The sequence below is a fragment of the Allobranchiibius sp. GilTou38 genome (genome assembly GCF_017565325.1).
Taxonomy (GTDB): Bacteria; Actinomycetota; Actinomycetes; order Actinomycetales; family Dermatophilaceae; genus Allobranchiibius; species Allobranchiibius huperziae.
In genome coordinates, this window is the sequence record NZ_JAGEKN010000003.1 from 255,690 (window position 1) to 275,246 (window position 19,557).

The following is a 19,557-nucleotide window of genomic DNA, read 5'->3' on the forward strand; positions in this document are numbered from 1 at the left end:
CCCGCCACCGGGATGGCGCGTTACGTCGACGACCGGCTGGGGTGCACGACGCCGCGGACCTCGCCCAGTGAGATGCGGGTGCCTTCCGCGCCCGGCGCGGTCGCGCTGATCACGACCTCGTCGCCGTCCTGCAGGAACGAGCGCGTCGTCCCGTCCTGCAACGGGAACGGCTCGCGGCCGCCGTTCGAGAGCTCCAGCATCGACCCGGACTGCTTCTGCCCCGGGCCGCTCACCGTGCCGGACGCGTAGAGGTCGCCGCTGCGTATCGACGCACCGTTGACGCTGAGGTGCGCGAGCATCTGCGCGGGCGTCCAGTACATCCCGGCGTACGGCGGCTCGCTGATGACCTCGCCGTTCAGCCGCACCTGCAGTTGCAGGTCCAGACCCCACGGCGGCATGCCGCTGTCCTCGAGGTAGCGCAGCAGCGGCACGTCGCGCACGGGCGGGGCGACGCGGGCGTGCTCCAGCGCGGCCAGCGGCACGACCCACGGCGAGATGGACGTCGCGAACGACTTGCCGAGGAACGGGCCGAGCGGCACGTACTCCCACGCCTGCAGGTCGCGGGCCGACCAGTCGTTGACCAGCACGATCCCGAAGACGTGCTGGTCGAAATCGTCGAGACCGACGGGCTCCCCCAGCGTCGACGGCGTGCCGACGACGAAGCCCACCTCCGCCTCGATGTCCAGGCGGGTCGAGGGGCCGAAGACGATCTCGCCGTCCGGCGTACGCCGCTGTCCGCGCGGCCGCACGATCGGGGTGCCTGACGGCACGACGGTGCCCGCCCGCCCGTGGTAGCCGATCGGCAGGTGCTTCCAGTTCGGGGTGAGGGCATCGCCGTCCGGGCGGAAGATGCGCCCGACCGCGGTCGCGTGCTGCTCGCTGGCATAGAAGTCGACGTAGTCGGCGACCGTGAACGGCGCCAGCATCCGCACGGCGTCGGCCGCATGGAAGTGGACGTCCAGGACCGCCCGCGCGCGTGCGTCGTGCACCCAGCTCTCGACCGCGGACCGCACCGTCGCCCAGACGTCCGGCCCGCCCGCGAGCAACGCGTCGAGCGTGCCCGACGCGAAGACCTCGGCGTACGCCGGCAACAGCTGGGCCGACACCGCGCTCACATCGAGCACCTGATTCGCGACTGCTACGCCGACCCGCGGTCGAGGGTCCTGGGCGGTGCTGAAAGAGCCGTACGGCAGAGTGCGCAGACCGAAGGACGTCATCCCCTGGGTCCGCGCCCGGACCAGGACCACGCGTACGCGCCGTCGTCGGATGCGGTGCCGCCCTCGCCGAGCGCGAGCGGCCGGAAGGTGTCAACCATGACGGCCAACTCGTCGAAGTACTCGACGCCGAGGCTGCCCTCGATGGCGCTCGGCTGCGGGCCGTGGCTGTGCCCGCCCGGGTGCACGCTGATCGAACCCTTGCCGATGCCGCTGCCCTTGCGGGCCTCGTAGTCGCCGTCGACGTAGAACATGATCTCGTCGCTGTCGACGTTGGAGTGGTAGTACGGCACCGGGATCGACAGCGGGTGGTAGTCGACCTTGCGCGGCACGAAGTTGCAGATCACGAACCCCGAGCCTTCGAAGACCTGGTGCACCGGCGGCGGCTGGTGCACCCGACCGGTGATCGGCTCGAAGTCGGCGACGTTGAACGCGTACGGATAGAGGCAGCCGTCCCAGCCGACCACGTCGAACGGGTGCTGGGGTACGACGTGCACGGTGCCCGCCAGCCCGCCCGGACCGTCGCCGCGGTGCTTGAGGTAGACCTCGACGTCGGTCTCCTCCACGACCCGGGGCTCGGTCGGCGGACGCAGGTCGCGCTCGCAGTAGGGCGAGTGCTCCAGGAACTGACCGAACTTCGACAGATACCGCTTCGGCGGACCGATGTGCCCGTTCGCCTCGATCGCGTACAGCCGCAGCGGGCCGTCACCGCTCGGCACCCACCGGTGGGTGGTCGACCGCGGGAGCAGCACGTAGTCGCCCGGTCCGACCGTGAGGTCGCCGAACACCGTCTCCACCACGGCGGTGCCGGCCTCGACGAACACGCACTCGTCGCCGACCGCGTTGCGGTAGAGCGGAGAGGTCTTCCCCACGACGGCGTAGCTGATCCGGACGTCGCCGTTGCCGAGCACCAGCCGGCGACCGGTCACCGCGTCCAACGACCGCCAGCCGTCACCGGGGAAGAGGTCGTGCAGCTTCAGGTGCCGGGGCAGCAGCGGCTGGTTGGGCGTGGTGCTCTGATCCGGCAGCTCCCAGGCGCGCACGTCGACCAGGGACGACGGCACCCCCGCGTGGTAGAGCAGGCTCGAGTCGGAGCTGAACCCCTCCTCGCCCATCAACTCCTCGCGGTAGAGGCTCCCGTCGGGTGCCCGGTGCTGAGTGTGGCGCTTGGGCGGGATCGAGCCCGCCGCGCGGTAGTGGGCCATGTCTCCTCCGGTCCGCGGGCGATCAGGCGTTGCCGCGTAGTTCCTGCTCGCGCTCGATGGCCTCGAAGAGCGCCTTGAAGTTGCCCTTGCCGAAGCCGAGCGACCCGTGCCGCTCGATGAGCTCGAAGAACACCGTAGGGCGGTCGCCGAGCGGGCGGGTGAAGATCTGCAGCAGGTAGCCGTCCTCGTCGCGGTCCACGAGGATGCCGCGCTTCTGCAGCTCCTCGATCGGCACCCGCACCTGCCCGATCCGCTCGCGCAGCTCGGCGTCCTCGTAGTAGGTGTCGGGGGTCGCGAGGAACTGCACGCCTCGTGCGCTCAGCACGTCGACGGTCTGCAGGATGTCGTTGGTGGCGAGCGCGATGTGCTGAGCACCCGCGCCGTCGTAGAACTCCAGGAACTCATCGATCTGGCTCTTGCGCTTGCCAGGGGCCGGCTCGTTGAGGGGGAACTTGACCCGGTGGTTGCCGCTCGCGACGACCTTCGACATCAGCGCGGAGTAGTCCGTGGCGATGTCCTCGCCGATGAACTCGGCCATGTTGGTGAAGCCCATGACGCGGTTGTAGTAGTCGACCCACTCGTCCATCGCGCCGAGCTCCACGTTGCCGACCACATGGTCGACCGCCTGGAACAGGCGCTTGGGCGAGCCCTCCGGGCGCACGACCTGGGTGGTGCGCCCGACGTAGCCGGGCAGGTAGACGCCCTTGTACGCCGACCGGTCCACCAGCGTGTGGCGGGTGTCGCCGTACGCCGCGATGGACGCCATGCGCACCGTGCCGTGCTCGTCGGTGAGGTCGTGCGGCTCCTCCAGGATGGTCGCTCCGACCTTGCGCGCGTGCTCGATGCAACGGTCGACGTCGGTGACCTGCAGGGCGATGTCGCTGATGCCGTCACCGTGCTTGGCATGGTGATCGACGAGAGGCCCGCCCGGTCGCACGGACCCCTCGATCACGAAACGCGCCGCGCCCGAACGCAGTACGAAGGACGTCTTGGACCGTTCCCCTGTCTCCGGCCCCGCATAGGCGACCAACTCCATGCCGTAGACGACCTGCATCAGCTGCGCCGTCGCGGTGGCGTTGCCGACCACCCACACCAGCGCATCCCATCCCACGATGGGGAAGTTGTCGGCGGACGCGTCGTAGTCCACCAAGCCGACCAGCTTCTCGAGCTGCTCGTGGCTGAGCCCGGCCAACTGCTCCTGGTCGGTGAGGGTGTCCTGGATCGTCATCGCGCCTCCATGCGGTTCGTGCTGTGTGGCAGGTCACAGCCATTCCATCGCTCGTCGCCGTCGGTGCGCAAGTCAGGCATCCGCGGGTGTCTCGATTGCGCAATCGGCACGCTGCTCGCACACTTCCACTATGCAGAGTGCGCATCCCGATGCCCGGCCGCTGCTGGACAACCTCGACGTCACGCTGCTGGAGCTGCTGACCGAGCATCCGCGCATCGGCGTGCTGGAGCTGTCCCGGATGGTCGGGGTCACTCGCGCCACCGTCGGCTCCAGGATGGACAAGCTGCGCGCGTCCGGGGTCGTCACCGGGTACGGCCCGCAGCTCGACGTGGTCGCGGCGGGTTATCCCGTGCAGGCGATGGTGACCCTGGAGATCGCCCAGGGCGACCTCGACACGGTGGCAGCGCTGCTGCAGGAGATGCCCGGCGTGTTGGAGGCGTACTCGACGACCGGCACCGGCGACGTCGTGGTCCGCCTCGCCGCCGCGTCGAACGACGACCTGCAGCAGTCACTGCTCGTGCTCGGCCAGTCCGAGGCGGTACGCCGCTCGACCTCGGTCGTCGTCCTCGCGACAGTCGTCAGCGCACGCGCCCTGCCGCTTCTGCGCCGCGACGTACCGCCGACGCGCGCCTCGACCAACCTCCGCTGAACCCGGTCGACGCGATATCGCGCACGACGGCCGGTACGCCCGCGTGGTGCGACGGATCATCAGCGATCTGCGGGGTCGCACGGTTCATCGCTGCGCGGGGGACAGCCAAGGGGTTTCCCGTGGTCGCTGTGCACCTTTGCCGGAAGGCCGATACTTCACCACATGATGCGTCGTGCGTGGTGGATCCTCGGCCTCGTGCTGGTGGGCGGTGGCATCGCCCTGGCGCTGTCGTCTCAGGCCGGCCCGAGCGACTTCGGTTGGTTCGCCTACGCGCCGCTGGACGGCGGCTCCGGTGGGCACCTGGGCGCGAGTGGTTCCTGGTGGGACGGGTCGGCGTCGATCGTGACCCGATGGCAGATCGTCGGCTGTGCCGTTGCCGTCATCGGACTGATGGTCCTCGCCGCCGGCGTCGGTTTCCGTCTGGGACGGCGCCGGGCATCTCCCGAGGAGCGGGTGTGAAGCTCCGCCGTCGCGTGCCTCGGAATCGACCCGGTCACGGTCCGAACGCCCACGCGACCATTCGGGGGAACTCGGCCGCCCAGAAGGGGTCGCCGTGTCCGCCGACCCGCTCGACCATCACGACCTCCGCACCGGCATCCCGCAGCGCGTCCGCCCAGCGGATCGCGTTGTCACGGAAGAACGGCTCCCGCGTCCCGGCGACGAGGTAGGTGCGTGGCAGGACACGCGGCATCACGTCGGGCGGGCGGTAGCCGCCTCCCGGGGACGCGGAGAACACCGCACCGTAGACATCCGGGCGACGAAGCCCCATGGCGATCGAGAACTCCCCACTCGCCGACACACCGCACACGGCGGTCCGCTCGGCCGGCATCGTGATGCCGAAGCGCGACCGCACCCACCGGCGGATGTCCTGCACGAAGAACTTCTCGTGCGCCGCGAACCGCTGCTCGTCGAAGGTCGGCGAGTACTCACGGATGCGCGCCATCTCGTCCTCGTCGTCCGTTCGGTGCGCGCCGACGATCATGACGGGCGGCACGTCGGCCGCCTCGAGATACCCGCCCCACTGCGAGATCAGCTGCCCATCGCCGGCGAACACCACCGCTTCGGGCGGGTCCGGCGGCACGTACACCGTGGCCTGCCGCCCACCGTCGTACTCGAAGGTCTCCGTGACGAGTTCCCCGGCGATCGGATCAGCCCGCACGGGATCCGAACCGTTCACGCCCAGAGCCGCTTCAGATGTCGATCGTCAGGCCTGGGGTGGCCACGGCGATCTCTCCGGAGAACTCTCGGCGGGCCGCGTGCTCCAACCGGTCGAGGCGCGTGCCCGGCCACACATGACACAACACGAGCCGGCCGACCCCTGCCTCGGCGGCGACCGCCCCGCGGTCGCGGGCGCTGCTCAGTCCGCTGGCCGACTCCTCGGGCACCTCGTCGACGAAACTCGCCTCAGCCAGGAGGACGTCGGCACCACGAGCCAGGTCGACGGCCTGAGGACTTGCGCCCGCATCGCCGGTGTAAGCGAGCAGGCGGCCGCCGACGCCGAGGCGTATCGCCAGATTCGGGACGAAGTGCGGGAGCTCGACCGGAGCCACCGTGAACGGACTGATCACCGCCTCCTGACCCGGCGAGAGATCGGTCAACGTCCAGTCGTCGACGAGCATCGGCCCGTCGAGACCGAGCAGCGGCCCGAGCGCCCCGGACGGAGCGTGGATCGGCAGCGCGGCGGGTGGATCGTCGGCGAGGTGCCGCGCGCGGAGCAACGGATTCAGGTCAGCGCAGTGATCGGCGTGACCGTGAGTGACCAGCGCGGCGTCGACGTCCTCGGGCGCGACGTGCTCCACGAGCCGCGACATGGTGCCGTGTCCGGGGTCCACCAGCAGGCGAAACCCGTCGTGCTCGATCAGGTAACCGCTGCACGGACGTTCCGGAGTGGGGTAGGCACCACCACCTCCAAGCACGGTCAGTCGCATTCTCGGAGGCTACGCCGGTCACGGTGCATCACGTGTGGCCGCGCGGCCGCATGCCGCCGGAGGGGGCTACGGCGGCGGCGTCGACCGCTCGAAGTCGTGGCACCGCCGAGGGATCCGCCTGGCGGTGAGCATTGCTGCCGCCGGTCGAGCAGGGCGGCCGACCTCACTCGGTGCTGTCGAGAATCAATCGGACCGCTTCGTGGGGAGCGTCCCACTGCGGGAAGTGACCGCACCGCTCGAACCAGTGCAGCACTGCGTCGGGGAACAGCTCGGTGGCGCGTGCGGCCTGTCTCGGCACGGTCACCAGGTCACGGCGGCCCCACCCGATCGTGACCCGGCCGGGCACGGTGCCAGCCGGAGCGCCCTGCTGCTTGGGCCCTTTGGTCAGGGCATCCATGGCGGCCCCGGTCGACGGCGCGTCGGCCAGCCCGCGTACATCGGGCAGCACGGTCTCGCGCGAGAGCGCCCAGGGCCGTGCCGAGAACTGCGCCAGCAGAAGGGTCCTTCCCGCAGAGCTACCGAGCAATGATGGCAACCTGCTTCGCAGCACCCGGACCAGGGCGATCGACGGCCGCAGCGTGGCGCCGAAGACGGCGACCTCGCGGTCGCTCCAGAAGCCGCCCGGGTCCAGCGCCACGGTGTCGCCGCCGACTCCCCGCCGCGCCAGCTCGAGCACTATTCGTCCGCCCATCGACTGGCCGACGGTAGAGACCCCGTCCAGCCCCTGTTCGCCGATGAAGTCCGCAACGGAGTCGGTCAGGGTGGCGATGGACACCTCGCCGGTCAACGGTGGCGTGTCGCCGAACCCCGGCAGGTCGACGGCGATGACCTCACGGTGCTCAGCCAGTTCGTCGAGGACCGGCGCCCAGGATCGCCCCCCTGCACCTAGACCGTGCACGAGCAACAAGGGGGCGCCGCTTCCGCGTCGAACATGATTCAACGTCACGTCCACGACGCTACCCCGCCCGAGTCCAGGTGGGCTGGTCACCGTGAGCGGGCCCCCGTTCGGCGCAACGAGCACGCCGCCGTGCCGCCCACGCTTGATGCCTGCATCACCGACGCGGCCATCGACAAGGCGTCGCAGAAGAACAACGGTTCGACTCACGTGCCGACGGGTACAGACCCCACGGCGACGATCGTCGACGTCGCCCCCGGCCCGACTGGGCGTGGTCGACGAGATCCTCCACCGCTCCACCGAGCAGAACGCAGCCGCAACGGTCGCGTTCGGACCACCTGGCATCAACACCAAGGAGACACTCACGTGTTCGACAAGAAGACCAACATCGCCTCGCAGGAAGCCTTCGGCGAGGCGGTCAACACCGGCAACCTGGACGCGTTCGATCAGCTCGTCGCCCCCGACGCCGTCGACCATGACCCCGCTCCCGGCCAGGGCAACGGTCCCGAGGGCTTCAAGGCGATGTTCACCGACATGCGGACCGCGTTCCCCGACCTGCATGTCGAGGTCGAAACCCTCGTCGCCGACGACGACCAGGTCGCGTTCGCCTACACCCTGACCGGGACCCACAACGGGCCGTTCCAGGGCCACGACGCCACCGGCAAGGCGTTCAAGGTACGCGGCGTTCAGATCAGCAAGTTCGCCGACGGCAAGCTCGTCGAACGATGGGGCAGCAGCGACGAGCTCGGCATGATGACCCAGCTCGGCCTGGCCTGACCCGGTCGCACGACACCCGCCGACTCACAGCGCTGATGGTCTCCGACGGAAGAGGAGTTCCGTCATGCCGAACGGGTTCCTACGCGGCGCGATCACCGGGGCGACAGGCACGACCGCACTCGACGCGACGACGTACGTGGACATGGCTGTCCGCGGACGAGGCACGAGTTCGGCACCTGAGGATCTGGTGGAGGCGGCGGCGGGCAGCGCCGGCGTCGCCATCCCCGGAACGGGTGACGAACGGGACAACCGTCTCACCGACGACACGTAAGCCGGCTTCACGCGAGCCCGGCGTCCGTGAGCGACGCCCCGCACGCTCGAGTGGTCATGAACCACGGATGGGGTGCTGGCTGTGGTGCGCTGTGCCGGCGTGCAGTTGAAGCGCGCTGGTGACGAGCGGGAAGTGACTGAACGCCTGAGGGGTGTTGCCGAGTTGGCGGCCGGTGGCTGGATCCCATTCTTCGCTCAGCAGGCCGACATCGTTACGCAGGTCCAGGAGCCGCTCGAAGAGTTCGGTGGCCTGTTCCTGTCGCCCAGCGAGGTGCAGGGCGTCGACGAGCCAGAAGGAGCAGGCGAGGAACATCCCTTCCCCACCGGTGAGTCCATCGTCGGAGCCCGTGGTGTTGTAGCGCTTGACCAGCCCGTCCTCGGTGAGCTCGTTCTGGATCGCGGTGATCGTGCCGAGCACTCGGGGGTCGTTCGGGGGCAGGAATCCGACGCGGGGGATCATCAACAGACTGGCGTCCAGGCCGGGTGCGCCGTACGACTGGGTGAAGGTGTTGCGAGCGCCGTCGAAACCATGGGCGAGTACGTCGTCGTGGATGGTGGCGCGCAGGGCCTCCCACTTCTCGACCGGTCCGTGCAGATCGGGGTGTGAGCGGACGGTGGTGGCCATCCGGTCGGCGGCGACCCAGGCCATGACCTTCGAGTGGGTGAAGTGGCGGCGGGCACCGCGCATCTCCCAGAGGCCGTTGTCGGGCTGGTTCCAGTTGCTCTCCAGGTGCTCCATCAGTGCGGTCTGCAGGTCCCAGGCGTCGTCGTGGTCGGCGAGACCGGCGTTGCGGGCCAGCGCGAGACCGTCGAGGGTCTCCCCCCACACGTCGAGCTGAAGCTGGTCGGAGGCGGCGTTGCCGGTGCGAACGGGCGTGCTGCCTTCGTACCCGGCCAGCCACGGGAGTTCGGCTTCGGGTAGTCGGCGCGTGCCGTCCAGGGAGTACATGATCTGCAGGTCGGCGGGGTCGCCGGCCACCGCGCGCAGCAACCATTCCCGCCAGGCTCTGGCCTCGTCGAGGTACCCGGCGGAGATCAACGCCTGGAGGGTGTAGGTGGAATCGCGCAACCAGCAGTAGCGGTAGTCCCAGTTGCGGGGACCCCCGATCTGTTCTGGCAGTGAGGTGGTGGCCGCTGCCACGATCCCACCGGTCGGTTGGTAGGTCAGGGCCTTCAGGGTGAGCAGCGATCGGCGTATCGCCTCGCGGTAGGGACCGATCACCGGCGTACCGCGCTCGGCCCAGTCCGACCAGAACGTCGTCGTGTCGACCAGGGCCTGCTCGGCGTCGACGGTCCTCGGCGGGGGAAGGTGGCTCGGATTCCAGGTCAACACGAACGGCACCCGGTCCCCGGCCCGGACGGTGAACTCCGACACGGTGGCCAGGTCACGGCCGACTGTCGGCGCAGGAGTGCGCAACCGGACCCGGTCCGGGCCGGCGATCGCCTCCATCCGGTCACCGTGATGACGGACCCATGGCATCACCCGCCCGTAGTCGAACCGCAACCGCAGCTCGGACCGCATCGCGACCGAGCCCGAGACACCCTCCACGATGCGGACCACATCGGGTGCGTGCCCGCGCGGAGGCATGAAGTCGATGACGCGCACCGTCCCCTCCTGGCTGCGCCACTCGGTCTCCAACACCAGGGTCTCTTCGACGTATCTGCGGGTGCTGCAGACCCCGCCCGTCGCGGGCGCGAGAAGCCAATGACCGGCGTCGGGAGTGTCCACCAGCGCGGCGAAACAGGCGGGAGAATCGAAGGCCGGCAGGCACAACCAATCGATCGACCCGGTCGTACTGACCAGGGCAGCGGTCTGCAGATCTCCCAGTAAGGCGTAATCCTCGATGCGGCTCACCGACTGATCGTGCCAGCCGCTTGCCCTCTACGGGGTCGGGTTCGTTCCTGGGTGCGCGTTCAGCCCCCTGTGAAACAGTCGCACCGCCGTGATGCAGGTGCTGTCGTCATCGACTGATTGCGTGCATCGGCTGAGTGGCACGTCACCGAAACCCGGTCAGCACCTCGACCACCACTGGGAGTTCTCATGATGTTGCAAGGCAAATCGATCGTCGTCACCGGCGGTAACAGCGGTATCGGGGAGGCGATCGTGCTGGCCGCAGCTGCGGAGGGTGCGAACGTGGTCATCGACTACGTCGCAGACCCGCAGGAGACCACCGCACTGATCGCCAAGGTCGAGGCGGCCGGGGGCCACGCCGTCGGAGTCCAGGCTGACATCACCCAGGCAGCCGACCTGCAGAAGATGATGCAGACGGCCGTGAGCACCTACGGACGCCTGGACGTGCTGGTCAACAACGCCGGCGTGGAGACGCGCACCTCCCTGCTGGAGACCACCGAGGCCGACTTCGACAAGGTCATGGCGATCAACATGCGCAGCGCGTTCTTCGGGGCCCAGGCCGCAGCGAAGCAGTTCGTCGCCCAAGGCGGGGGCGGGCTGATCCTCAACATCTCCTCGGTCCACGAGGATTGGCCGATGCCGGGCAACATCGCCTACTGCGTTTCCAAGGGCGGGATGCGCATGCTGACCCGCACGGCCGGCGTCGAGCTCGGTGCACACGACATCAGAATGGTCAACATCGCCCCCGGGGCCGTCTCCACCCCCATAAACGCCTCCACCGAGGCCGACCCCGACAAGATGAAAGCACTCGATGCGGCCATCCCCCTAGGGCGGATGGCGAAGTCGTCGGAGATCGCCGACGTCGCGGTGTTCCTGGCCTCCGGGAAGGCCGGCTATATGACCGCCACCACCGTCGTCGTCGACGGCGGAATCATGCAGGGCAGCGTCGGTCTATGAGTCACGACGAGCTCATCCGACTTTTCGGCAACCCCGGCTGAACGCCCGCATTGATCCCATCAGCTTCGGAGACTCCAGCACGGGGTGGTTGGCACTGGGCACCCTGGGCGTGCGAATTCCTCGGCACCGCACTCCTCTTGGTTGGCGGCCTGTCCGCGGTGTTCCTGGATTTCGGGCCGTCCAGCCCGGTGGTCGGACATCTGCCCAGCACGTCGGCGCGGCTGCTGTTGACCGGGTTGCTCTTCGCCGGCACCGGCAGCCTGGTCGCAATCAGCCCCTTGGGACGGCGTAGCGGGGCACACTTGAATCCTGCTGTCACCCTTGCGTTCTGGACCCAACGCAAAGTGCATCCTCACGACCTCGCTGGATACATCGCCGCCCAACTGTTGGGAGCGATCGCCGCTGCGGCCGGACTGCGCCTGGCGTGGGGACATACCGCGCGGGTACTGCACCTGGGCGCGACCCAGCCAGGCCACGGACTGAATGCCCTCGGTGCGGCGGGCCTCGAGATGCTCATGACAGCCGCCCTGGTGCTCATGATCTTCTTCTTCACCTCTCACACCCGCACCGCACGATGGACGCCGATGGGCAACTGGGTGCTCGTCGCAGCCCTCGTGTGGCAGGGCGCCCCGTACACCGGCACCAGCCTCAACCCGGCCCGCAGCCTCGCCCCTGCCCTCCTCGCCCCCCAGCTGAACGACCTGTGGGTCTACCTCCTCGGTCCCCTGACCGGGGCGCTCCTCGCCGCAGTGGTGTTCGCCGCGTTCAGAGACACCACCCCATTGACCGCCAAGCTGTTCCACGATCCCCGTTACCCCAGCACACTCGCCAGCACCCTGCCCACCTCGCCGACCCGGTAGTCGCACGCCGCGGCGCACCGGCTTCACGCCAGCGGCAGCACCCGGTGAGCACGGGTCAGGGGATGAGGATCGCGCGGCCGCGGACCCTTCCGTTGTACAGGTCGTCGATGGCCTTCTGGAAGTCGTCCAGCGGGTACTTCGCGGTGTGCAGCGTGACCTTGCCCTGCGCGGCGAGGGCCATCAGCTCAACCAGGTCGTTGTAGCTGCCGACCAGGTTGCCGATGATGTTCACCTCGGTGGAGACCAGGTCGATGGTCGGCACGTCGATGTTCTCGCCGTACCCCACGATCAGATAGTCGCCGCCCTGCCGGGTCATTGCGATGCCCTCCTTGGTCGAGCCGCCCTCGCCGACGAAGTCGATGACGACCTCCGCGCCCTTGCCGCCGGTCAGCTCCATGACCTGGTCGACCTGGCTGCCGTCGCCGACCACCGCGTGGTCCGCGCCGATCGACAGCGCGAGCTTCACCGCGTCCGGGTTGCGGTCGACGACGATCAGTTCGGCCGGTGAGATGGCGTGCATGACCTGAATCCCGATGTGCCCCAGGCCTCCTGCGCCGATCACCACGCACTTGTCGCCTGCCCGCAGGCGCAGCGCCGCCTTGGCCGCGGCGTGGTAGGCCGTGAGCCCGGCGTCCGCGAGCGCTGCGACGTCGGCGGGCTCGAGTGCGTCGTCGATCCGCACGCAGCTGCGCGCCGAGGTCAGGAGGTACTCGGCGTACCCGCCGTTGGTGTCGATCCCGGGGAACTTGGAGTTCTCACAGTGCACGTCGTCACCGGCGCGGCACGCGCGGCACAGCCCGCAGGTGACCAGCGGATGCAGGATCACCTTGTCCCCCACCGCGACGTTCGTCACGGCGGACCCGATCGCGTCGACCCAGCCTGCGTTCTCGTGGCCGATCGTGTAGGGCAGCACGACCTGCGACTTCTCGGCCCACTGCCCTTCCAGGATGTGCAGGTCGGTGCGGCACACCCCGGCCCCGCCGATCCGTACGACGACATCGTGCGGGCCGTCGGCGGTGGGTTTGTCGACTTCCCCCATCTCCAACGGCTGGTGGTAGCCGGTGACACGGACTGCTCTCACGGCGAGACCTCTTTCTCAGGACAGGACGGACAGGGGCAGCAGCGGGTGGGCATCGTCGGCACGCGGGACCTGGTCGTCCTCCGCGCCGGGATAGCGGGTGGCGAGCAGCCCCCGGCAGAAGTGAGCGTTGCCGTCGACCGAGATGCGCACCGAACGCGCCCGCCGCAGAACGGGACTGGCCTGCTCGCGGGTCGGTCTGGTGCCGTCGTCGTTCAGCAGCACCGGCGCGTCGGCGTCGACCGGCAGACCCAGGGTCTCGCGGCGGCGTACCAGAGCTTCCGTGCCCGGATCGTCCGGCAGATCGCCCAGGCGTACGTCGGCCAGGTCGGCCTCGGTGCGCGTCGGGTCGGCGCGCAGGTACGCCGTGAGCGCACGCTCCATCGCCGCCGTGTGCGCCTTGCGCTGGAAGGTCGCCCGCAGCTCGTCCAGGTTGTCGAGCGCCTCGTGCTTGAAGGTGCCCCGGTAGCCGGCGCCGGCCGCGAGCCCGCGGTTGATCAGGTCGGAGTCGTGGTGGTCGTCCAGCTGGACGACCACATGCTCCACCCCGTCGACCGCGGACACCGCGTCGTACGCGTCCGACACCATCAGCCACGCGAAGTTCGGCGAGCAGAACGACGTCGGCAACCGCAGGTGCACCTCCACGCGCCGGCCGTCGACCACCAGCGACGCCACGAACCCCAGGTCGGTGACCGGTTCGTCGAGCTCGGGATCGATCACGGTGTCGAGCGCGCGGCGGACGTCGTCGTACCGCGCCCCGGTGAGTACCGCGCCCATCCCGTCAGACCGAGGCCAGGTCGGCGGACTCCGGCTCGCGCGGGCCCGTCTTGGTCTCGTCGGCGTCCGGCACCTGCAGCTCGGTCGGCACCGGGATGTCGTAGAGCTTGGCGGCGTTGAGGCCGAGGATCTTCTTCTTCTGCTCCACGGTCAGCTGGCCGTACTCCGTCATGTCCGACGGGATCTGGAAGTCCACGAACTGCTCGACCAGCCACTTCGGCGTCCACAGCGCGTAGTCGCTGGAGAAGAAGATGCGGTCCTCGCCGAGCCAGTAGATGAGTTCGCCGATGATCTGGGCGAAGTAGCGCGGCCGGGTGTGGATGAACGGCATCGCGACCGCGAGCCCTGCGTAGACGTTCGGCTCCTGGGTGGCGATCCAGCAGAAGTCCTCCAGCCGCGGCAGGCCGCAGTGCTCGACCACGAAGTTGAGGTCGGTGAAGTCGGTCGCCGCGTGGTCAACGTCGGAGACGTCGAACGCGTCCCGGTCCAGGGGGCGGATCGTCGGGCCCTTGTGCACGTGAATGTTCTTGATGCCGAGCTCCTGGCAGAGCTCGAAGTACCGGTAGGCCCACGCGTCGGACAGCTTGTAGCCGCGCGAGTCCCCGTGCCACTCGGCGGTGTAGAGCTTCACGCCCTGGAGGTCGAAGCGCTCCGCGTCGGCTCGCAGCTGGTCCAGGCCGGCCTCGCCGTTGCGCGGGTCGAAGCTGTGGTTGTAGGTGAGCTTGTCCGGGTGTGCCTTCGTCAGCGCGGACGCCTCGTCGGTCTGCCCGAAGCCGTTCTTGTAGAACTCGCCCAGGTAGGCGGGCTGGAAGATCGCGTGGTCGACGTACCCGTCCTCGAACAGGTCCTTCATCAGCCGGTCGCCGCCCTGGTAGAGGTAGTCCTCGTACGGCCAGACCTCCGACTCCGGGCTGAGATTGCGGTGGTAGTCGTAGAAGCAGTCGATGAACTGTTTGCCGTGCACGTTGAGCTGGTTCTCCGGGCGGGCATCCCACAGCGCCACGTGCGCATCGAGGATGAAGTAGTTCTCGCCGTCCTTGGTGTACATGGATCCTCCTAGACCTGGGGTTCGCAGCAGCAGGGGACAACGCGCGCGAACGGGTTCACACTGGAGACGCTAGGTGTGATGCACGCCACACCGACCAGGTGCGGTGTCTCACTTTGAGACAGGGTGCGAAGGGCACGTCCGTGGGCGAAGAACTCTCCGGCTCAGGCCCGGGCGGACTGCTCGGATCAAGCAGGTCAGGTCGGATGCGCGCGTCCTGGGCCCGCAGCGAGCAGTACGGCGTCTCCCCCGAGGAGGTCGCCGAGGTGTACGCCGACGAGTTGCCGACCGGGTCGCTCTTCTTCGAGTGCGGCGCTCGGGTGCTGCAGGGGCTGCGCACCACGCTCGCCGACGAGCCGGTCGGTGTGATGCTCACCGACCCGCACGGGCTCGTCCTCACCCGCTGGTCCGACGACAGCCGCATCGAGCACTCGCTGGACCGGGTGCACCTGGCGCCCGGTTTCTACTACGACGAGCGGACGGCGGGGACCAACGGCCTGGCACTGGCCCTCGCTGATCAGGTGCCGGCCCTGGTCCGCGGAGGCGACCACTACGTGGCGCCGCTGCGCCGGTACACCTGCGCGGCCGCCCCCGTGATGGACCCTGGCGACGGGCGGCTGCTCGGCTGCATCAACCTCACGACCTGGTCGCAGACCTCCTCGCACCTGTTGCTCGCCCTCGCGCAATCGGCGTCCGCGAACACCACGTCGCTGATGCAGGTGCGCAGCGTGGGCCTGCACGAGCAACCCGCGCCGCGCGGCGAGGTCTTCCACGTGCTCACCGGCGAGCGCCCGCTCGGCGCGGAGGACCCGTGCGTCTCGATCGGGTGGAGCGCCGCTCGCGCCGAGACCATAGCGGCGCTGGCGACCGGAGGCCTGGTGGCGGTCGTCGGCGAGTCGGGCAGCGGACGTACGACGCTCGCGATGCTCGGCAGGCGCGCGGGCAACCGTCGGGGCAGGGTGCTGGTCGCCCGAGCGCCTCGACCGTCGGACGTCTCCGGCTGGATGGCGCTGTGGTCACCGGAGCTGCGGGCCGACGACATCGGGGTCGTGATCTCAGCGGCAGACACCCTGCCGTCCTGGGCGGCCGCGCAGCTGGTGGCGGACGCCGGAGGCCGGGATCGGCGCCCGCATCCCCTCACCGTCACCGCCAGGTCGTACGAGACGATCCCCAGCCCGTTGAGGGAGGCTGTGCACACAGTGGTCGAGGCGCCGCCGCTGCGGCACCGCGCCGACGACGTGGCGCCGCTGGCGGCGTTCTTCGCGCGGCAGTTGCGCCACCGCGACGTCGGCTTCACACCGCGGGCCATGCGGGCGCTCGGCGCCGCATCGTGGCCGGGCAATGTCGCGGAGCTGCGCACGGTCGTCCGCGACGCCGCCGCGCGCAGCGACCTGGTCGACGTCCGCCACCTGCCGGCCGGGGTGGTGAGCGGCGGCGACCACGTGCTGACCCGGATCGAGGCCTTCGAGCGGGATGAGATCGTGCGGTGCCTGGCGGCGCCGGGCGCGACCGTCGCGCACGCGGCGACCGAGCTGGGGATATCGCGCGCGACCCTCTACCGCAAGATCTCCCGATACCGGATCGCGCTCTGATCCCGCGGTTACAGTCGATCGATGATCTTCATCGTGGTCAAGTGGACCGTCCGGCCCGAATCCGCGTCGCGCTGGTTGGACATCGTGGACGATTTCACGCAGGCGACCCGCGCCGAGGACGGGTGCCTCTTCTTCGAGTGGGGCCGCAGCGTGGACGTCGACAACGTCTTCACCCTCGTGGAGGCGTTCGAGGACTCCGATGCCGGCGCACGGCACGTGCAGAGCGAGCACTTCAGGACGGCGACCGCGATGCTCGGCGACCATGTCGCATCGACACCGCAGATCGTCAATTTCGAGACGCCGCAGCATGGTTGGGGCGAGATGGGCGAGGTCACCCCTACCTCCGCGTAGGAGACCGTGGACCGCGCCGGAGCTTGAGAGCGTCGTTCCTCGACCTTTTCGGGACTCGCCGACGCGGTTGGCACGACGCAGGCGTCGACTCGACCATCATTCCTGACACAGGGGTCGGGGGCCGTCAGCGTCCACCTGAGACACACAGTGCAAAGGCATGTCACCACACGTCGAGGTGGTGGACCATGGGTCTGAGCTGCAGCCGTGCTCGACGCGGCTCGGACTGACGAACACGACCGGGAGGTTTGTATGTTTGAACAAGCGTTGGCGGATCTGGACGTTGCGGAGTTCTGGCGCAAGGGGTACGCGATCCTGCCCGACGTCTACACCGACGCGGAGGTCGAGCAGATGCGCTCGGAGGTGCGCGAGCACTGCGGGTCCGGCGGCGGGGAGCTGGCGACCTCGCCGATGCGGCACGTCCTCGCCGATGGTCGGATGGCCGCGGTCGCGAAGAAGCTCCTGGACACCGACGAGGTCCTGTACGGCGGTGACAGCTCGGCCACCATCAACGGCGTCATCCGTGCCTGGCACAAGGACAACACCGACCGCCTGGACCCGGACGCGCCCGACTGGGACGACCGGTACACGCAGCTGCGGTTCGGCATCTACCTGCAGGACCACACCGAACACACCGGCGGGCTCAACCTGAAGGTCGGATCGCAGGACATCTGCGACCTGGAGACCGGACCGACGCTCTACTGCCAGAACAGCCCGAACGACCTGTTGGTGTGGAGCATGCGGATGACCCACTCCGGCGCGGGCACGCTGCTCAAGGACCCGAGCGCGCGGTTCCCCGAGCCGGAGGAGTGGAACGCCTTCCCGCCGGAGGAGATCGCACCCGCCCACGACGAGCGGATGGCCGTCTTCGCCCACCTCGGCGCGAACGACAAGCACGGGCGCCGGTACCTGGACTACCTCAAGACCCGCACCTACATCGTCGACGCGTGGCGCCGCCGACCGTTCACCCCGCAGATCGTCGACGAGCTCGCCGCGGTCGGAATCGTCGTTCGCGACATGCCCGCCGAGGTCAAGGACGACAAGCGCGCGGGCCTGTCGAAGCTCTGGGCGCCGTACTGGTACCCGGGCAAGGCTGAGCCGGTGGCCGCCGCACCCGAGCCGGCCCCCGCCGCCGCTCCGGCTGCCGCCCCCGCACCGGCTCCCGCCGCCCCGTCGGGGACGGCCCCGAGCCAGGCGTTCGCGCGGCGCTACGGTCGCGCCGTCAAGCGCCGGGCCAGTGGGATCGTCTCGGGCGCGAAGCAGGGCTGGCACGATGCCGAACCGAAGGCCAAGAAGGCAGTGCGCGCCGGCCGGTAGCAGTCCCCTCCGGCCACAGCCGCCGTATCGACAGCGAGCCGTCGGACGGTGACGTCCGACGGCTCGCTCTTTCGGTCAGTCCTGGATACGACGCCAGGGGTGAGCGGCCTCCACCTGCAACGCCAGGCGCAGCAGCAGTGCGTCGTCGCCGTGGGTGCCCGACACCATCGCGCCGATGGGCAGGCCGTCGGCGGTCTGGCCCACCGGCAGGGAGATCGCCGGCGCACCGGTCGCGTTGTGCAACGGGGTGAACGCGCACAGGTCGACGAGCCGTTCGAAGTGCAGCGCGGGATCGATGTCCGCGCCGAGGTAGCCCAGCTGGGGCGTCGTACCGGTCAGCACCGGCGACACGATCAGGTCCGGACCGCGGTGCATCTGCACCCGTGAGACGACGTCGGAGGCGAGCAACCGCGTCAGCGAGACGGGCATCTTGAGCAGCCGCTTCCTGCCCTGCGCGCCCAGGTACTTGCTGAGCCCCTCCAGCCGCTCGGGGTCGTACCCCTCACCGAAGACCCGGTCCGTGCCGCTGGAGGCCAGCAGCCCGAGCAGCATCCAGTACGACGAGAAATCGTCCTTGAAATAGGACGGCAGCTTCAGCTCGTACGGTTCGACATGGTGGCCGAGGCCCTCCAGCTGGCGCGCGAATCCTTCGACGGCAGTGCGGGTTTCATGATCGGTGCGGGTCTGCACGGCCGGTGAGTCGATGAGCAGCCCGATGCGCAACGGCCTCGCCTGCGGCTGGTCGACCAGCCCCATCGGCTTGAGCAGCCGGTTGCGGTGCACCTGCTCGGCGGCCGCGAAGAAGCCGGCGACGTCGCGCACCGAGCGGGCCAGCACCGACTGGCTGACGACGCGTACGGGCATCACCCGGTCCGCGGTCTCGATCCGCAGCCTCCCACGGGTCGGTTTCAACCCGATCAGACCACAGGCGTGCGCGGGGATCCGGATGGAGCCACCGCCGTCGTTGCCGTGCGCGATCGGCACGACACCCGCCGCGACGTACGCCGCCGAACCACCCGAGCTGCCGCCGGAGGAGTACGACGTGTGCCACGGGTTGTGGGTGCTGTACTCGAGGGTCTCGGTGGAGCAGGTCCACCCGAACTCCGGCATCGTCGAGGTGCCGATCGGGATGAGCCCGGTTGCCCGGAACTGGCTCGCGACCGGGCCGTCCTTCGGGTGCGGGGTCATCGCGAACGCGCGAGACCCCTGGGTCATCGGCATCCCGCCGACCATGATGTTGTCCTTCAGCAGCGTCGGCACTCCGGCGAACGCGCCGCCGGCGCCGTCGGCCGCCCGTTCGCGCGCCCGGTCGAAGTCGTCGAACCGCAGTCCGCTGAGGTGCTGCTCGACGGCCTCGCTGCGGGCGATCGCGGCATCGACCGCCTCGCTCGCGCTGATCGCACCGGACGCGATCCGTGCCGCGACACCGGTGGCGTCGTCCTGCCCGAGAGCGTCGTCGGTGAAGGCGTGCACCCGCTGCGTCGTGGTCTCCATCCGCTCAAGCTACCGGTGAGTACGCCGTCGTGGGCCTGGTTCACCGTGGCACAGGTATGACCGAGAGCCAC

Annotated in this window: 20 protein-coding genes; 9 read left to right on the forward strand and 11 right to left on the reverse strand. The window is 69.3% G+C overall.

The features are described from left to right. Window positions 1–20 precede the first annotated feature (20 nt). The 3 genes from fahA to hppD are packed head-to-tail and all read right to left on the reverse strand — an operon-like array spanning window position 21 to window position 3,647. Window positions 21–1,217, reverse strand: a complete 1,197-nt coding sequence (fahA, locus tag JOB34_RS01725) for a fumarylacetoacetase (RefSeq protein ID WP_208051104.1) — start codon at window positions 1,215–1,217, stop codon at window positions 21–23. Continuing rightward, entirely contained in the window at window positions 1,214–2,419 is a 1,206-nt protein-coding gene (locus JOB34_RS01730; RefSeq protein ID WP_208051105.1) for a cupin domain-containing protein, read from the reverse strand. The genes fahA and JOB34_RS01730 overlap by 4 nt, the downstream gene beginning before the upstream one ends. A 22-nt stretch (window positions 2,420–2,441) precedes the next feature. Further along, window positions 2,442–3,647 (reverse strand): 4-hydroxyphenylpyruvate dioxygenase, encoded by a 1,206-nt coding sequence (gene hppD, locus JOB34_RS01735; protein ID WP_208051106.1) that lies wholly within the window; start codon window positions 3,645–3,647, stop codon window positions 2,442–2,444. Window positions 3,648–3,777: 130 nt separating this feature from the next. Here hppD and JOB34_RS01740 point away from each other — a divergent pair, with 130 nt between their 5' ends. Both JOB34_RS01740 and JOB34_RS01745 read left to right on the forward strand, forming a co-directional pair. Next, window positions 3,778–4,296 carry an Lrp/AsnC family transcriptional regulator gene (locus JOB34_RS01740; protein ID WP_208051107.1) on the forward strand — a complete coding sequence of 173 codons (519 nt, stop codon included), beginning with the start codon at window positions 3,778–3,780 and terminating at the stop codon, window positions 4,294–4,296. A gap of 162 nt (window positions 4,297–4,458) precedes the next feature. Beyond that, a complete protein-coding gene (locus JOB34_RS01745; protein WP_208051108.1) occupies window positions 4,459–4,755 on the forward strand; it encodes a hypothetical protein in 297 nt (98 codons plus the stop codon). 34 nt (window positions 4,756–4,789) lie between these two features. Here the strand turns inward: JOB34_RS01745 and JOB34_RS01750 are convergent, their stop codons facing one another. The 3 genes from JOB34_RS01750 to JOB34_RS01760 all read right to left on the reverse strand — a co-directional run bounded on the left by JOB34_RS01750 (window position 4,790) and on the right by JOB34_RS01760 (window position 7,170). Then, window positions 4,790–5,455, reverse strand: coding sequence for an alpha/beta hydrolase-fold protein (locus tag JOB34_RS01750; protein ID WP_208051109.1), 666 nt, complete (start codon window positions 5,453–5,455; stop codon window positions 4,790–4,792). A gap of 31 nt (window positions 5,456–5,486) precedes the next feature. Further along, window positions 5,487–6,224 (reverse strand): MBL fold metallo-hydrolase, encoded by a 738-nt coding sequence (locus JOB34_RS01755; protein ID WP_208051110.1) that lies wholly within the window; start codon window positions 6,222–6,224, stop codon window positions 5,487–5,489. Between the two features lie 163 nt (window positions 6,225–6,387). After that, window positions 6,388–7,170 carry an alpha/beta fold hydrolase gene (locus JOB34_RS01760; protein WP_208051111.1) on the reverse strand — a complete coding sequence of 261 codons (783 nt, stop codon included), beginning with the start codon at window positions 7,168–7,170 and terminating at the stop codon, window positions 6,388–6,390. 315 nt (window positions 7,171–7,485) lie between these two features. Here JOB34_RS01760 and JOB34_RS17990 point away from each other — a divergent pair, with 315 nt between their 5' ends. Then, on the forward strand, window positions 7,486–7,896 hold the full coding sequence (locus JOB34_RS17990) for an ester cyclase (protein WP_208051112.1): 411 nt from the start codon (window positions 7,486–7,488) through the stop codon (window positions 7,894–7,896). A gap of 64 nt (window positions 7,897–7,960) precedes the next feature. Next, a complete protein-coding gene (locus JOB34_RS01770; protein ID WP_208051113.1) occupies window positions 7,961–8,167 on the forward strand; it encodes a hypothetical protein in 207 nt (68 codons plus the stop codon). 54 nt (window positions 8,168–8,221) lie between these two features. On the opposite strand, the gene JOB34_RS01775 is transcribed toward JOB34_RS01770, so the two are convergent. Then, a complete protein-coding gene (locus tag JOB34_RS01775) occupies window positions 8,222–10,021 on the reverse strand; it encodes a glycoside hydrolase family 15 protein (protein ID WP_208051114.1) in 1,800 nt (599 codons plus the stop codon). A 186-nt stretch (window positions 10,022–10,207) separates the two neighbouring features. On the opposite strand from JOB34_RS01775, the gene JOB34_RS01780 reads away from it, so the two are divergent. Continuing rightward, the gene (locus tag JOB34_RS01780) at window positions 10,208–10,975 is read left to right on the forward strand and encodes a glucose 1-dehydrogenase (RefSeq protein WP_208051115.1); all 768 of its coding nucleotides are present in this window, start codon (window positions 10,208–10,210) and stop codon (window positions 10,973–10,975) included. A gap of 50 nt (window positions 10,976–11,025) precedes the next feature. Further along, a complete protein-coding gene (locus tag JOB34_RS01785; RefSeq protein ID WP_255696511.1) occupies window positions 11,026–11,835 on the forward strand; it encodes an aquaporin in 810 nt (269 codons plus the stop codon). Between the two features lie 55 nt (window positions 11,836–11,890). On the opposite strand, the gene JOB34_RS01790 is transcribed toward JOB34_RS01785, so the two are convergent. Genes JOB34_RS01790 through JOB34_RS01800 form a run of 3 tightly spaced genes read right to left on the reverse strand, consistent with a single transcriptional unit; the run spans window position 11,891 to window position 14,738 of the window. Further along, window positions 11,891–12,874 carry an NAD(P)-dependent alcohol dehydrogenase gene (locus JOB34_RS01790; RefSeq protein ID WP_208051135.1) on the reverse strand — a complete coding sequence of 328 codons (984 nt, stop codon included), beginning with the start codon at window positions 12,872–12,874 and terminating at the stop codon, window positions 11,891–11,893. A 57-nt stretch (window positions 12,875–12,931) separates the two neighbouring features. Beyond that, the gene (locus JOB34_RS01795) at window positions 12,932–13,690 is read right to left on the reverse strand and encodes an iron-sulfur cluster assembly protein (protein ID WP_208051117.1); all 759 of its coding nucleotides are present in this window, start codon (window positions 13,688–13,690) and stop codon (window positions 12,932–12,934) included. Between the two features lie 4 nt (window positions 13,691–13,694). Continuing rightward, window positions 13,695–14,738 carry an amidohydrolase family protein gene (locus JOB34_RS01800; RefSeq protein ID WP_208051118.1) on the reverse strand — a complete coding sequence of 348 codons (1,044 nt, stop codon included), beginning with the start codon at window positions 14,736–14,738 and terminating at the stop codon, window positions 13,695–13,697. A gap of 203 nt (window positions 14,739–14,941) precedes the next feature. On the opposite strand from JOB34_RS01800, the gene JOB34_RS01805 reads away from it, so the two are divergent. The 3 genes from JOB34_RS01805 (at window position 14,942) to JOB34_RS01815 (ending at window position 17,992) form a co-directional block, all read left to right on the forward strand. After that, window positions 14,942–16,327 (forward strand): helix-turn-helix domain-containing protein, encoded by a 1,386-nt coding sequence (locus JOB34_RS01805; protein ID WP_208051119.1) that lies wholly within the window; start codon window positions 14,942–14,944, stop codon window positions 16,325–16,327. A 21-nt stretch (window positions 16,328–16,348) separates the two neighbouring features. Next, a complete protein-coding gene (locus JOB34_RS01810) occupies window positions 16,349–16,678 on the forward strand; it encodes a putative quinol monooxygenase (RefSeq protein ID WP_208051120.1) in 330 nt (109 codons plus the stop codon). A gap of 249 nt (window positions 16,679–16,927) precedes the next feature. Beyond that, window positions 16,928–17,992, forward strand: a complete 1,065-nt coding sequence (locus JOB34_RS01815) for a hypothetical protein (protein ID WP_208051121.1) — start codon at window positions 16,928–16,930, stop codon at window positions 17,990–17,992. A 75-nt stretch (window positions 17,993–18,067) separates the two neighbouring features. On the opposite strand, the gene JOB34_RS01820 is transcribed toward JOB34_RS01815, so the two are convergent. Beyond that, window positions 18,068–19,486 carry an amidase gene (locus JOB34_RS01820; RefSeq protein ID WP_208051122.1) on the reverse strand — a complete coding sequence of 473 codons (1,419 nt, stop codon included), beginning with the start codon at window positions 19,484–19,486 and terminating at the stop codon, window positions 18,068–18,070. Window positions 19,487–19,557 lie beyond the last annotated feature (71 nt).

Coding starts and splice junctions, on each gene's coding strand:
- fahA (WP_208051104.1), bottom strand. CDS start 1,217: ATGACGTCCTTCGGTCTGCGCACTCTGCCGTACGGCTCTTTCAGCACC.
- JOB34_RS01730 (WP_208051105.1), bottom strand. CDS start 2,419: ATGGCCCACTACCGCGCGGCGGGCTCGATCCCGCCCAAGCGCCACACT.
- hppD (WP_208051106.1), bottom strand. CDS start 3,647: ATGACGATCCAGGACACCCTCACCGACCAGGAGCAGTTGGCCGGGCTC.
- JOB34_RS01740 (WP_208051107.1), top strand. CDS start 3,778: ATGCAGAGTGCGCATCCCGATGCCCGGCCGCTGCTGGACAACCTCGAC.
- JOB34_RS01745 (WP_208051108.1), top strand. CDS start 4,459: ATGATGCGTCGTGCGTGGTGGATCCTCGGCCTCGTGCTGGTGGGCGGT.
- JOB34_RS01755 (WP_208051110.1), bottom strand. CDS start 6,224: ATGCGACTGACCGTGCTTGGAGGTGGTGGTGCCTACCCCACTCCGGAA.
- JOB34_RS01770 (WP_208051113.1), top strand. CDS start 7,961: ATGCCGAACGGGTTCCTACGCGGCGCGATCACCGGGGCGACAGGCACG.
- JOB34_RS01780 (WP_208051115.1), top strand. CDS start 10,208: ATGATGTTGCAAGGCAAATCGATCGTCGTCACCGGCGGTAACAGCGGT.
- JOB34_RS01790 (WP_208051135.1), bottom strand. CDS start 12,874: ATGGGGGAAGTCGACAAACCCACCGCCGACGGCCCGCACGATGTCGTC.
- JOB34_RS01795 (WP_208051117.1), bottom strand. CDS start 13,690: ATGGGCGCGGTACTCACCGGGGCGCGGTACGACGACGTCCGCCGCGCG.
- JOB34_RS01800 (WP_208051118.1), bottom strand. CDS start 14,738: ATGTACACCAAGGACGGCGAGAACTACTTCATCCTCGATGCGCACGTG.
- JOB34_RS01805 (WP_208051119.1), top strand. CDS start 14,942: ATGCGCGCGTCCTGGGCCCGCAGCGAGCAGTACGGCGTCTCCCCCGAG.
- JOB34_RS01810 (WP_208051120.1), top strand. CDS start 16,349: ATGATCTTCATCGTGGTCAAGTGGACCGTCCGGCCCGAATCCGCGTCG.
- JOB34_RS01815 (WP_208051121.1), top strand. CDS start 16,928: ATGTTTGAACAAGCGTTGGCGGATCTGGACGTTGCGGAGTTCTGGCGC.
- JOB34_RS01820 (WP_208051122.1), bottom strand. CDS start 19,486: ATGGAGACCACGACGCAGCGGGTGCACGCCTTCACCGACGACGCTCTC.